Origin of the sequence: Agrobacterium sp. D14 (assembly GCF_001526505.1) — a bacterium.
Taxonomy (GTDB): Bacteria; Pseudomonadota; Alphaproteobacteria; order Rhizobiales; family Rhizobiaceae; genus Agrobacterium; species Agrobacterium leguminum.
This window is the reverse complement of sequence record NZ_ASXX01000001.1, coordinates 339266-352281: the sequence shown is the minus strand read 5'-3', so window position 1 is coordinate 352281 and position 13016 is coordinate 339266. Positions and strand designations below refer to the sequence as shown.

Sequence of the window (13016 nt, the reverse complement as noted above, 5' to 3'; positions counted from 1 at the left end):
CGAATATACCAGTCTCAGAAACCGAGCGCGAACAAACCACCCGCCAGAAGCAGGATCGGCACCGCCACGCCGACGATGACCCGCTGACCTGCCATCAGAAAAGCGATGAAACCGAGTGCGGCAGCGCCGATGCGCAGCCACAGGGGGGATGCTTCGAGCGTTCCGGTTGGAAAGACGATCAGCTTGGCGGTGACGGCCATGACGAGTGCGGTGGCGACTGCCCTCACCCAGTGCAGCGCTTCGGAATCCTCCTTCAGGCGGTTACCGGCGAGAACGCCGAGCCAGCGCCAGAGATCGGTCGCCAGCCAGCCGGCAATCGCGATGAAGAGATAGGGTGCCCACCAATGTTCGGTCATCATGGTTCGCTCTCCGGTGAGACGGGTTTTATCCGGCGGCGGAACACGAGGCGGTCGATCAGATAGGCCGCCGTGCCCCCGCCTATCCCGGCATAGAGAATATCGAATTCCGGTGCGATGACCGCGAATGCGGGTCCGGCGATGACGCCGATGACGAAGGCGACCTTGACGACGGAATGACGGGCCGAAGCCCAGATCGATGCCACGAAATAGACCGGTGTGAGAAAAAACAGCACGCCGGCGACAAGCGGCGGAAAGGCGGCAACAACGCCGTAACACAGGCCGACGATGATGGCATTGACCACGGTGAGCGTCATGCCGAAACCGGCGAACCAGGCGGCGCGGGCTTCACGCGGTACCCTGGAAAGATTCTGTGTGGCAAAGACCCAGGCGGTGATTGCGACGAAATGCGAGAGAAACAGCAAAATCCATGTCGGGGTCTTCGCGCCGCGCATTTCCGGAACGATGGAGGCGACCATCGGCATCATCCGGACCGACGACAGCGTCACCGCCAGAAAGCAGGCGGCAAGATTAGCTCCGCCGACCATGGAGCCGATCAGGATCATCTTGGCCGGCAGGGCCCAGATCATCAGCGTCATGAACACGGCTTCACCGCGCGCGACACCGGATTCCAGCGCGAAAGCGCTGAAACCGACGAAAGATGTCATCAGAATGAGCGAGGGCAGCGAAAATATGCCCCGCATTCCCCTGAAAAACCAGCCGCTTAGGGGGATGGTATCGCTGTCGGCAGTCTGCATTGCTGACCCACTTGTGCATGTCACCCGAAACTGTGCCGCAGCTTCGGGGTAACGTCATGCATAAAACAAAAAACAAAACGCGCCGGAGGTATCAGGGAAAACGCGACGCGCTTCATACATGAAAATGCCGGGCTTTCGCCCGGCATCGGTTTATCGGTCGAAGACCTTCATCATTTCTTCTTCGGCACTTTCGGCACCGCATTGGTCTTGCGGCGCGGCTTGCTGTCCTCGTCCGACTTGTCGGCCTCGGCAACAAGGACATCCGCCTCTTCATTGGCCTTCGCCGCCTTGGAAGCAGGTTTCGTCTTGGCCTTTGCCTTGCCGGGCGATTTGGCCGCCTTCAGTTCGGCCTCCGGCTGCGGCTTCACGGGCGCTGTCTCCGGCAGGACCTCGAGTATGAGACCTTCGGAGCCGTCGTCCTTCTTGCCGACGGTGACGCTGACGACGCCGCCCTTCTTGAGCTTGCCGAAGAGGATTTCATTGGCGAGCGGCTTCTTGATGTTTTCCTGGATTACGCGCGACAGCGGGCGGGCGCCCATCTTCTCGTCGTAACCCTTCTCCGCCAGCCAGGAGATCGCATCTTCATGCAGATCGAAGGTGACGTTGCGCTCAGACAGCTGGGTTTCCAGCTGCATGACGAACTTCTGCACCACCTTGTGGATGACGGCAGTCGGCAGCGGCGAGAACGGAATGATCGCATCCAGACGGTTGCGGAATTCCGGGGTGAACAGACGGTTGATTGCCTCTTCATCCTCGCCCGTGCGCCGGGAAGAACCGAAACCGATGGCGGATTTCGCCATTTCGGATGCGCCCGCATTGGTCGTCATGATGAGGATGACGTTGCGGAAGTCGATCTTCTTGCCGTTATGGTCGGTCAGCGAGCCATGGTCCATCACCTGCAACAGGATGTTGTAGATATCCGGATGCGCCTTTTCGATTTCGTCCAGCAGCACCACGGAATGCGGGTGCTGGTCGACACCGTCGGTCAACAGACCGCCCTGATCGAAGCCGACATAACCGGGAGGTGCGCCAAGCAGGCGCGACACGGTATGACGTTCCATATATTCCGACATGTCGAAGCGCAGCATCTCGACGCCGAGCGAGGCGGCAAGCTGCTTGGCCACTTCCGTCTTGCCCACGCCCGTCGGGCCGGAGAAGACATAGGAGCCGATCGGCTTGTTCGGTTCGCGCAGACCAGCGCGGGCCAGCTTGATGGCCGTGGCAAGCGCCTCGATGGCGATATCCTGACCGTAGACGACGGAACGCAGTTCCTTTTCAAGGTTGGCGAGAACCATCTCGTCATCCTTGGAAACCGTCTTCGGCGGAATGCGGGCCATCGTCGCGATGGTGGCCTCGATTTCCCGCTCGGTGATCAGCTTGCGGCGCTTGGAGGCCGGCAGCAGCATCTGCGCCGCACCGGTCTCGTCGATCACATCGATCGCCTTGTCTGGCAGCTTGCGGTCGGAAATGTAGCGGGCCGACAGTTCCACGGCAGCCTTGATCGCCTCGTTGGAATATCTCAGGTGATGATAATCCTCGAAATAAGGCTTCAGCCCCTTCATGATCGCGATGGCGTCATCGATGGACGGCTCATTGACGTCGATCTTCTGGAAACGGCGCACGAGTGCACGGTCCTTTTCGAAGAACTGACGGTACTCCTTGTAGGTGGTGGAGCCGATGCAGCGGATCGCACCCGACGACAAAGCAGGCTTCAAGAGGTTCGATGCATCCATTGCGCCGCCGGATGTGGCGCCCGCACCGATGACGGTGTGGATTTCATCGATGAACAGAACCGCGCCCGGATATTCTTCGAGCTCTTTAACGACCTGCTTCAGCCGCTCTTCGAAATCGCCGCGATAGCGGGTTCCGGCCAGCAGTGTGCCCATGTCGAGCGAGAAGATGGTGTCATTGGCAAGCGCTTCCGGCACCTTGCCTTCGACGATGCGCTTGGCGAGACCTTCGGCAATCGCCGTCTTGCCCACGCCCGGATCCCCCACATAAAGCGGGTTGTTCTTGGAGCGACGGCAGAGGATCTGGATCGTGCGGTTGACCTCGTCATGACGGCCGATCAGCGGATCGATCTTGCCGTTTTTCGCCTTTTCATTGAGGTTGATGCAATAGGCCTTCAGCGCATCCTGCTGCTTCTTGGCGGACGATCCGTCTTCCTCGGGATTGCTGCGGCTCGCCTTGTTTTCGCTTTCCGGTTCATCGGCACCACGCGGCGTGCGCGTCTGCGACGTGCCGGGGCGCTTACCGATGCCATGGGAGATGTAGTTGACCGCGTCGTAACGGGTCATCTCCTGCTCCTGCAGGAAATAAGCGGCGTGGCTTTCGCGCTCGGCAAAAATGGCCACAAGCACGTTCGCGCCGGTCACTTCCTCGCGGCCGGACGATTGAACATGGATGACGGCCCGCTGGATGACGCGCTGGAAGCCGGATGTGGGTTTGGAATCCTCGTCGTAACCCGTGACGAGGTTCGTCAGTTCATTGTCGACGTAATCGCTGACAGTCTTGCGCAGCGCATCGAGATCGACATTGCAGGCGCCCATGACGGCTGCGGCATCCGCGTCGTCGATCAGCGCCAGAAGGAGATGTTCCAGCGTCGCATATTCGTGGTGACGCTCATTTGCAAAGGTCAGTGCCTGGTGCAGCGCCTTCTCGAGACTTGGGGAAAAAGTTGGCACGTTGCGATCCTCATTTCTTTTCCATGACGCATTGCAGCGGATGCTGGTGCTGTCGGGCGAAATCCATGACCTGGCTTACTTTCGTCTCTGCGACCTCATATGTAAACACCCCGCATTCGCCCACGCCGTGCTGGTGCACGTGCAGCATGATGCGGGTTGCCGCTTCGCGATCCTTCTGGAAAAAACGCTCCAGAATGTGGATGACGAATTCCATGGGAGTGTAGTCGTCATTCAGTAAAAGAACACGGTACAAATTCGGTCTTTTTGTTTTTGGCTTGACGCGGGTGATAACAGACGTTCCGCGGTTGGTGCCGCCGCCGTCTTCCCCTTCGCCCTCGCCCTGCATGTAGATCGGCCTAGCGATCATCTTTCATCATTCTCCAAACCGTTCTCAAACCGACAGTTCTTTGCCAGGAGGGAGAACTTCGCCTCTTCATATCTAGGTCGTTAAGACGCGATTTTAAGCCCCTTGCGAAACGGTGCAATCACTATTGCGTTTGCGAAGAGGCAAACCTCGGGAAAAGTGCGGATATGGGGGCAACCGGGGCGCAGGAAGACAGGGACCCGCAGTAGTGGCGCATTTTTCAGGCCGGATGCAAATGGATGCGACAGGTCGCGGCGCAGCCGAATCCGGTTCGCCGCCGCAGGCCTTATTCCTTGTCGTCGAGCATTTCGCGAACGGCGATGGCGAGCTGCTTGAGCGAGAAGGGTTTCGGCAGGAAACCGAACTTGGCGTCCGCCGGCAGGTTCTTTGCGAAGGCATCCTCTGCATAACCCGAAACGAAGATGAATTTCAGGTCCGGATAGGATTTACGCAGTTCTCTCAGCAGTGACGGACCGTCCATTTCCGGCATCACGACGTCGGAAACGACGATGTCGACCTTGCCTTCCAGCTCCTCCATCACCTCAAGGGCTTCGGTGCCGGAGCCGGCCTCGTGCACGGTGTAGCCTCGGGTTTCCAGCATGCGCTTGCCGCCGCGCCGCACCGCTTCCTCGTCCTCCACCAGAAGCACGACGGCGGATTTGCCGGTCAGGTCCAGCGGCTCTTCCTTCACCGGCTCGGCCGCGATGACCGGAGCAAGCGCCGCCTCGCCGGGCTGCTGTCCGTTGCTCTGAGCGGCCTCCACCACATAGCGCGGCAGGTAGATGCGGAAGGCGGTTCCCTTGCCCACTTCCGATTCGGGATAGATATAACCGCCCGACTGCTTGACGATGCCATAGACCATCGACAGGCCAAGGCCGGTGCCCTTGCCGACTTCCTTGGTGGTGAAGAAGGGTTCGAAAATCTTGTCCATGATCTCGGGCGGAATACCCGTGCCGTTATCGGCAACTTCCACCATCACCATGTCCTCGGCCGGGAATTCCGGACGGCCGAGCGCTGCGATTTCCTTCGCGTCGACGTTGCGCGTCCTGATGGTGATCTTGCCGCCGTCGGGCATGGCGTCGCGCGCATTGACGCAGAGATTGATGAGCACCTGCTCGAACTGCGACAGATCCGTCTTCACCGGCCACAGATCGCGGCCATAATCGACCTCCAGCTTGACATTGGTGCCGGAAATAAGCCTGTCCACCAGCATGCGCAGATCACCGATCACATCCGTCAGGTTGAGGATGGCCGGACGCATGGTCTGCTTGCGCGAGAACGCCAGAAGCTGGCGCACCAGAACGGCCGCGCGGTTGGCGTTGCGCTTGATCTCCATGAGATCGGCGAAGCTCGGATCGGCAGGCCGCGCCTGTAGCAGAAGATGGTCCGACGACAGCAGGATGGCGGTCAATACGTTGTTGAAATCGTGGGCGATGCCGCCTGCGAGGGTGCCAACGGCATTCATCTTCTGCGTCTGTGCCATCTGGGTCTCGAGCGCCTTCTGCTCGGTCACTTCTATGGCATAGACGATAGCCACCTCTTCCGGCGCTTCATCGTCCTGATCGATGACAGCGTTGACGTAGAAGCGGAAATGCCGGCCCTCGTCGCTCGGGTGGCGGGAATCGAAGGGTGCAATGTCACCCTGACGGTCCTTCGCTTCGGCCAGCGCCTGCTCGAGCCGCGGCTTCTCATTGTCGTGAATAACCGTCTCAAGCGCCACGCCGCGATCGATATCGTCGCGTCCGACGACGCCGGAGAACAATTTCAGGAAGGGCGCGTTGATCCGCAGGATGCGGCCTTCGCCGTCGAGCGAAGCAATCGCCATCGGCGTGTTGTTGAAAAAGCGGGTGAAACGCATGGCGGAGGAGGATTCCGTATCCTCCTGCCCCTTTGGGCGCATCAGGACGATGGTGCGGCTCTCGCCGGGCGCGCCATCTTTCGAGGTGACCTGATGCACGAGGCGGGCCGGCATGCTCTGGCCGTTCACCCGTCGCATGTCGAGATCGAGGATTTCAGTGCGCTTCGCCGTGCCCTGCGGATGCACCGATTCGATCAGCGCCATGCCCTCGCCGGCGACGATATCGGAAACGGTCATAGAACCGGGCGAAAACTGCGCCAGATCGATGCCGAGCCATTCCGACAGGGTAGCGTTCAGATAAACGATCTCGCCCTTGCGCCCGGCGGAAAAGAAACCGGCCGGGGCATGATCGAGGTAATCGATGGCATTCTGCAATTCGCGGAAAAAGCGCTCCTGATCCTCGCGTTCCGGCGTGATATCGGCGATCTGGAAGACATGCAGCCCCTCGCCACCCGCATCCTTCAGCACGCGGCCCTTCAGCCTGTACCAGTGCGGCCCGGTGTTAGAGTCCTCACCCAGCGGTTTGAGCAAGCGGAATTCTTCGTAACCGTCGCGGCCTTCGCGCAGCACGTTGATGAGCCGGTAAAGCGCTTCGGTCGATTCCCGGCTGCGCGACAGGAGCGTTTCGAGACTCTGGATATCGCTCGCCTTGGTGGTGCCGCTCATCCGGCAATAGGTGGCGTTGGCATAGACCATATGCCCCTTGGCGTCGGTGATCAGCGTGCCTTCGGGATGGGCCGAGAGAAAGCGGCGGGCAAGCCCATCCGATTGCGACTGCGGCATGACCTCGATGAAGCCGATGATCGACGAGACCAGGAAGAAGATGCCCATCATGGCCAGCACGCCGAGAATGCCGAGCACGATTTCGTTTTCGAGCGAATCCTTGAAATAGACGAAGGCGGCAGCGGCGGCGATCAGAACCAGCGCCAGAAGCAGAATGCGCAAGACCGTGCCGGAACGGGCGCGCCTGTCCACCAGCGGAAGGTCGTTGTCGCTTGTCTCGCGCACCCGTGTCATCTTGGCCTCGCAGTCGTGCAGGTCGTCATTCGGTCAGCCCCATTTCCCTGACGGAATCGGGCAGTAAAATTTCTTGTAGCAACTCGCTTGACCGGCAAAAAGCTCCGCCAGGACACAAAGGCTTAAAAACGCACAGCGAAAACGGCCTGAAAGGTGTATAAAAGCCTTAAAAGACTACGGCCTGGTACAGGTCAGCTCCTTCACCTGACATTGAATGCGCGGCGCGGAACAGACGATCTTGCCGTCAGCGACGGTGCAAACCGAGCATCCGTCCGTGAAGTCGACGCAGGAAGGATTGTCGCGCACGAATTCCGCCATGGTCGCGGCGTTATTCGGCACCTTGTCTTCGGCCCAGGCCATCGAATGCGGAAACGCGAAAAACGGTGGCAACAGCAAAACAACACGCATCAAATGCCGTGCGGGGGAGCCGTTAATGCGCAATGACTGGGACATTCCGGAACGCTCCTTCGGCAAAAGAATTGCAACTTTCACTGTCTTTCAGCATTGAAGGACGAGATATGGCGCTTTGGTGGCGTCGTTACGGTTGAGGCGGCAATCCTGTGGGGCGAAAGGAATAAACCTTGTATCGCGCCCAAAAAAATCGTCTTTTCCTGCTTGACGTTCACTTTATAAGAACCACGGCAATATTAATTGCCCAAGAAACGAAAAAGCCAAAAAATCTGAAGGGATGATCTCCATGATGGAAGATTTTATCGGCGCTTATGGAAACCGTCTCATCGTCGCCGTCGTCGGCGTGGGTGTGGCCCTGCTTGTTCTGGCGATTGCGCTGTGGCTTCTGCGCAGGCGCAGCGGTTCTGCCCCTTTCATCCGGGGCGGGCGCAACCGGCAGCCGCGACTGCAGGTTCTCGATGCAACGGCCGTGGACGCACGCCGCCGTCTGGTGCTGGTGCGCCGCGACAATGTCGAGCATCTCGTCATGATCGGCGGTCCGACGGATATCGTCATCGAAAGCGGTATAGGCGCGATCCCCATTGTCAGGGACGTGCAGGAGCCGGAATTGAAGGCGCTGCCGCGCCAGGAAAGCGAGCAGAAGAGAGCCGAGCCGGCGATCCAGCAGGAACGTCGCCCCGCCCTGCCGCAACAGCAGCCCGTTGCGGCTGCGGCTCCCGGTTCCGTGCCTGAAGAACCCGTGAAGCAAGCACAGCGGCCGGAGCCGCCGGCACCTGTGCCCTCCCCGCGTCCAGCACCCGTTGCGGCAGCCGTGGCACAGGTTCCGCCACGCCCATCGACCCCGCCGCAACCCGTACCCACGCCTTCAACGGCGCGCGAAACCGCGCCGCCGGCAAGACAGGCGGCACCCGAGCGGGAGACAGCGCGCCCCACACCGCCGCCGATACCGGTTGCAACGGCTCCGGTCGCTGCCGTCTTGCCGATGGCGGCTGCATCGCTCGACATGGCTGCGGCCCGAACGGAACCCAGGCGTGCCGAGCCCGTCGTGCCGGCTCCGGCACCTGTCACACCGCCGATCCCTGCACAGGCGCCCGTCGAGGCAAAGGCGGAAGAACGGACTGCGGAATTCGCCCCGCCCGTCTTTGCCGCGCGCGAGCCGGTGATCGACCAGTCCATCGCCGCCGATTTTCTCGACGCTGCACGGGAGCGCGTCCTTCCCGACCTGAAGCCGGGACAGACAACGCCGCCCGCACCTTTCCCGCCCAAGCCTGAAAATCCGGCTGTGGCTTCGAACGACGCCGAGCCGAAATTTTCCGATGAGCTCGCCAGCGATTTCGAAAGCTTCCTCGAGGCGGAAATCGCCAAGAGCAAGGAGGCGGATAATGAGCCGTCCATCGCCCCTGTCGCCGAAAAGCAGGTGAAGAGCCAGCCAGCTTCCCCACCTGTCACCGGCGCTTCACCGGATGGAGACATGCAGAAGGAAATGGCGCGTATCTTCGGAGAGCTTTCCGTGACCCGCGACCGTTGACGCGCGCGGGTCTTCCGACCAGAACTTTGAAATAGAAAAAGGGCACGGAAGCGATTTCCGTGCCCTTAATTTATTTGTCATGCGATTTGCCGACCTGCCGGCCGCAGCGCCTTATTCGTCGCGATAGACTTTTTCGCGACGCTCGTGACGCTCCTGCGCCTCGATGGAGAGCGTTGCAATCGGGCGGGCGTCCAGACGCTTGAGGCCGATAGGCTCGCCCGTTTCCTCACAGTAACCGTAAGTGCCGTCTTCGATCCGCTGAAGAGCTGCATCGATCTTTGAAATCAGCTTGCGCTGACGGTCGCGAGCGCGAAGTTCGATCGCCCGGTCCGTTTCGGAGGAAGCCCGATCGGCGAGATCGGGGTGGTTGGCGCTTTCTTCGGCGAGATGTCCGAGGGTCTCGCGCGCTTCTCTCAGGATGTCATTTTTCCAGGCGACCAGCTTCGCGCGGAAGTAAGCCCGCTGGCTGGCATTCATGAACTCATCGTCTTCCGAGAGCACATATTTGCTAAGATCGATCTTCTCACTCAACGCGATTCTCCTCGAAGAACATCTCAATGCGGCGGTGTATACTCCAATGATAGTGGCCGATTCAAGTCTGCAGATCAGTTTTCAGGCATTTTTAAAACTGACACAAAAATCATCTAAATGACTAATTTTTATCCTTTATTCGTATTGAAGCGAACTCTTCTTCAATCACTTCAACGCGACTTACCAACAGGAAAGAGGACTTGCGGTCCTGCAACCCTATCCTGTAGCATTCAACCCGTGCCCTGACATTCGAACGCCGGTCCCCGCCCTTGACAGCATCTTCCCCGAGCCGAGTTTATCTTCTGCGCCACGCCAAGGCCGCCTGGGCGGCGCCGGGAGAACGGGATTTCGACCGGGGATTGAACGAAGCCGGTTTTGCCGAGGCGGAGGTCATCGCCGACCTTGCCGCCGACCGGCATTACCGCCCCGATCTGCTTCTGTCATCCACCGCCGCGCGCTGCCGGCAGACCACGCAGGCTTGGCAGCGTGCCTTCAACGAGGGCATAGACATCTTCTACGTCGATGAGATGTATAATGCCCGCAGCGAAACCTATCTTTCCCTCATCGCCGCGCAGGCGCAGGCGCAATCGGTGATGCTGGTGGGCCACAACCCCACCATGGAGGCGACGCTGGAAGCGATGATCGGCGAGGATTTGCTGCATGCCGCCCTGCCCTCGGGCTTTCCCACATCGGGCCTTGCGGTTCTCGACCATGATGACAGCGCCGCAAACGGTAAAAACAGCTGGCGGCTGGTCGATTTTCTCGCGCCGGGCAAATAATCGCTACGGCCCTTCGTAAGAATTTTGCAAAGCCGCCCTGCTGAAAATCCGCTGGAGCGCTTCTTTTTTGGGCAGCCATACCTTCCTATATTGCAGCCGTGACCGTTAAACACAGCCAGGAAACTGCCATTGCCGCCTTCTCTTACGTCCCTGACAGACAGCGCGCTTATCGCATTCGATAATCTGGCCGACCGTGCGAGCAACCTCACCCACCCGACATTGCGGCTTGGCGTTACCGGCCTTTCGCGGGCGGGCAAGACGGTTTTCATCTCTTCCCTCGTCCACAATCTTCTGAATGGCGGCCGGCTGCCGCTGTTCGAGGCGATGCGGTCCGGACGCGTCTCGAATGTGCGGCTGGAGCCGCAGCCGGATGACGCCATTCCGCGTTTTCAATATGAGGATCATATTCAGGCGCTGGTGCGCGACCGGCTATGGCCGGATTCGACACGGGCGATCTCGGAACTCAGGATAACGCTGGATTATCAGAGCGCCAGCGGCTGGGGCCGATGGTTTTCGGCCGGCAAGCTTTCCATCGATATCGTTGATTATCCCGGCGAATGGCTGCTCGACCTGCCGCTTCTGTCGCAGGACTATAAACAGTTCAGCGACGCGACCGTCGCCCTTGCCGGAAGCGGCATTCGCGCCGAACTGGCGCAGGAATGGCTGGCGATCGCCTCTTCTCTCGACATCAACGCACCGGCTGACGAGATGACGGCCCGACGTTTGGCCGAAAGTTTCGCAGCCTATCTGAAGGCCTGCAAATCCGATGAAAGATCACTCTCGACCCTGCCGCCCGGCCGTTTCCTGATGCCCGGCGATCTGGAAGGATCGCCCGCGCTGACCTTCGCACCGCTTCCCGGCCTGACGGATGAGAAAGCGCCCAAGGGCTCGCTGCGCGCCATGATGGAACGGCGCTATGACGCCTACAAGTCGATTGTGGTCAAACCCTTCTTCCGCGAGCATTTCGCCCGCCTCGACCGGCAGATCGTTCTGATCGACACGCTGCAGGCGGTCAATCGCGGCCCGGAAGCCGTCCAGGATCTGGAGCGGGCGCTGGGCGATGTTCTCGCCTGTTTCCGCCCCGGCACCAACAGCCTGCTGTCGTCGCTGATCGGCCGTCGCATCGACAAGGTGCTGATCGCCGCCACCAAGGCCGATCACCTGCATCACGAAAGCCACGACCGGCTGGAGCGCCTGACCCGCCGTCTGGTGGACCGCGCCATCACCACCATCGGCATGAATGGCGCCGGCATCGAGGTCATGGCGCTCGCTTCCGTGCGCGCTACCAGAGAGGCAAGCGTGCGGCAGGACGGCCACGAGCTGCCCGTTATCGTCGGCACACCCATGGCCGGTGAAACCATCAATGGCGAGACTTTCGACGGCAATCGCAAGACAGCGATCTTTCCCGGCGATCTGCCTGAAGATCCCGAGCCGCTTTTCCGCAGCATCGACAGGGATGGCGACAAGGCGTCGCTGCCGGACGTCAATGTCGTGCGCTTCCGCCCGCCGAATATAGACGAGCCGGGCAGCGGCGGCATCAGGCTTTCCGTTCCCCATATCAGGCTCGACCGCGCCATGCAGTTCCTGTTCGGAGACAAGCTCGCATGAAGCTTCCCACACAAAACGATCCGCAGGCGCGCCGCCCGGCCGCTTTCACGCTTGAAACCGAAGAGACGGCACGACCGTCCGCCGCACAGAAACGCGCGCCGCGCAGCTTCGACGCCGAGATTTCGCTGACACCCGACGAGGACGATCCGTTTCTGGCGCCTGAGGAGATCGATGCCGCCGCCTTGCCGGTGGCGTCTCCGAAGAAAAGCCGCTTCTCCTTCGGCAAGCTTGCGCTCGGCGCGCTTGGCGTCTTGTTCTCGCTCGCCTTCGGGCTCTGGGCGGATCAGCTCATCCGCAACCTGTTCTCCCGTTCCGACTGGCTGGGTTACACGGCCACTACCGCTCTTATTGTAGCGCTTTTCGCCGTTCTCGTTCTCGTCGGCCGGGAAGTCTTCGGCATCATGCGGCTCAATGCCGTGCAGTCCCTCAAGGCGGACGCTGAAACAGCGAGCCTCGATAAGAGCCCGAAACCCGCACGCGCCATCGTCACCCGCCTGAATGCCGTTCTCTCCCACCGGGCCGAAACGGCCAAGGGGCGTGCGGCGCTGAAGGAAACCGAAAACGATGTGATCGACGGCCCACATCTGATCGAGCTTGCCGAACGTGAGTTGCTCGTGCCGCTCGACAGGCAGGCCCGCGCCCTCATTCTCAATTCGTCCAAGCGCGTCTCCGTCGTCACCGCAGTCAGCCCGCGCGCGGTGGTCGATCTCGCTTACGTGCTGTTTGAAGTGACGCGGCTGGTGCGCGCCATGGCGGAGCTTTATGGCGGCCGTCCCGGTACGCTCGGCATGCTGAAGCTGCTGCGCGATGTCGTCGCCCATCTTGCCGTCACAGGCTCGATCGCCGTTGGCGACGGGCTTGCCCAGCAGGTTCTCGGCCACGGTCTTGCCTCGAAACTCTCGGCGCGACTCGGCGAAGGCGTCATCAACGGCCTGATGACGGCGCGAATCGGCATTGCCGCGATGGATCTGTGCCGTCCGCTGCCGTTCAGGGCGGTGAAGCGGCCGGGGATCGGCGATTTCATGTCCGACCTCACACCCGATTTAAGCGGTGGAAAAACCGGTGAAAAAGCCTGATTGCCCGGGCTTGGACGGTTCAAAAGGTTACGAACGAAGCCGCAAA

At 60.4% G+C, this 13016-nt stretch carries 11 protein-coding genes; 5 read left to right on the top strand and 6 right to left on the bottom strand.

What is annotated here, in order from left to right:
* Positions 1-14: 14 nt before the first annotated feature.
* The 5 genes from L901_RS01705 to cckA all read right to left on the bottom strand — a co-directional run bounded on the left by L901_RS01705 (position 15) and on the right by cckA (position 7037).
* A complete protein-coding gene (locus L901_RS01705) occupies positions 15-359 on the bottom strand; it encodes an AzlD domain-containing protein (RefSeq protein WP_020810566.1) in 345 nt (114 codons plus the stop codon).
* A complete protein-coding gene (locus L901_RS01700; RefSeq protein ID WP_020810567.1) occupies positions 356-1114 on the bottom strand; it encodes an AzlC family ABC transporter permease in 759 nt (252 codons plus the stop codon). The genes L901_RS01705 and L901_RS01700 overlap by 4 nt, the downstream gene beginning before the upstream one ends.
* A gap of 170 nt (positions 1115-1284) precedes the next feature.
* A complete protein-coding gene (clpA, locus tag L901_RS01695) occupies positions 1285-3798 on the bottom strand; it encodes an ATP-dependent Clp protease ATP-binding subunit ClpA (RefSeq protein ID WP_003521419.1) in 2514 nt (837 codons plus the stop codon).
* Between the two features lie 10 nt (positions 3799-3808).
* On the bottom strand, positions 3809-4165 hold the full coding sequence (gene clpS, locus L901_RS01690) for an ATP-dependent Clp protease adapter ClpS (RefSeq protein WP_003521420.1): 357 nt from the start codon (positions 4163-4165) through the stop codon (positions 3809-3811).
* A gap of 283 nt (positions 4166-4448) precedes the next feature.
* Positions 4449-7037 (bottom strand): cell cycle histidine kinase CckA, encoded by a 2589-nt coding sequence (gene cckA, locus L901_RS01685; RefSeq protein ID WP_059752778.1) that lies wholly within the window; start codon positions 7035-7037, stop codon positions 4449-4451.
* Between the two features lie 214 nt (positions 7038-7251).
* Here cckA and L901_RS26820 point away from each other — a divergent pair, with 214 nt between their 5' ends.
* Both L901_RS26820 and L901_RS01675 read left to right on the top strand, forming a co-directional pair.
* The gene (locus L901_RS26820; protein WP_156430040.1) at positions 7252-7545 is read left to right on the top strand and encodes a hypothetical protein; all 294 of its coding nucleotides are present in this window, start codon (positions 7252-7254) and stop codon (positions 7543-7545) included.
* A gap of 180 nt (positions 7546-7725) precedes the next feature.
* Positions 7726-8976, top strand: coding sequence for a flagellar biosynthetic protein FliO (locus L901_RS01675; protein ID WP_059752776.1), 1251 nt, complete (start codon positions 7726-7728; stop codon positions 8974-8976).
* A gap of 111 nt (positions 8977-9087) precedes the next feature.
* Here L901_RS01675 and dksA read toward each other — a convergent pair whose 3' ends face one another.
* Positions 9088-9507 (bottom strand): RNA polymerase-binding protein DksA, encoded by a 420-nt coding sequence (dksA, locus tag L901_RS01670; RefSeq protein WP_003496274.1) that lies wholly within the window; start codon positions 9505-9507, stop codon positions 9088-9090.
* A 302-nt stretch (positions 9508-9809) separates the two neighbouring features.
* Between dksA and L901_RS01665 the strand changes: the two genes are divergently transcribed.
* The 3 genes from L901_RS01665 (at position 9810) to L901_RS01655 (ending at position 12970) form a co-directional block, all read left to right on the top strand.
* A complete protein-coding gene (locus L901_RS01665) occupies positions 9810-10286 on the top strand; it encodes a histidine phosphatase family protein (protein WP_059753198.1) in 477 nt (158 codons plus the stop codon).
* Between the two features lie 129 nt (positions 10287-10415).
* Positions 10416-11894: a YcjX family protein gene (locus L901_RS01660; protein ID WP_059752773.1), complete on the top strand. Its 1479-nt coding sequence runs from the start codon at positions 10416-10418 to the stop codon at positions 11892-11894.
* Positions 11891-12970 (top strand): YcjF family protein, encoded by a 1080-nt coding sequence (locus L901_RS01655; RefSeq protein WP_020810822.1) that lies wholly within the window; start codon positions 11891-11893, stop codon positions 12968-12970. Before L901_RS01660 ends, L901_RS01655 begins: the two co-directional genes overlap by 4 nt.
* Positions 12971-13016 lie beyond the last annotated feature (46 nt).

Bases quoted from the DNA above. Each gene is read 5' to 3' on its own strand.
- L901_RS01705 (WP_020810566.1), bottom strand. From the start codon at position 359: ATGATGACCGAACATTGGTGGGCACCCTATCTCTTCATCGCGATTGCC.
- clpS (WP_003521420.1), bottom strand. From the start codon at position 4,165: ATGATCGCTAGGCCGATCTACATGCAGGGCGAGGGCGAAGGGGAAGAC.
- L901_RS01675 (WP_059752776.1), top strand. From the start codon at position 7,726: ATGATCTCCATGATGGAAGATTTTATCGGCGCTTATGGAAACCGTCTC.
- L901_RS01655 (WP_020810822.1), top strand. From the start codon at position 11,891: ATGAAGCTTCCCACACAAAACGATCCGCAGGCGCGCCGCCCGGCCGCT.
- L901_RS26820 (WP_156430040.1), top strand. From the start codon at position 7,252: ATGCGCGGCGCGGAACAGACGATCTTGCCGTCAGCGACGGTGCAAACC.
- cckA (WP_059752778.1), bottom strand. From the start codon at position 7,037: ATGACACGGGTGCGCGAGACAAGCGACAACGACCTTCCGCTGGTGGAC.
- L901_RS01700 (WP_020810567.1), bottom strand. From the start codon at position 1,114: ATGCAGACTGCCGACAGCGATACCATCCCCCTAAGCGGCTGGTTTTTC.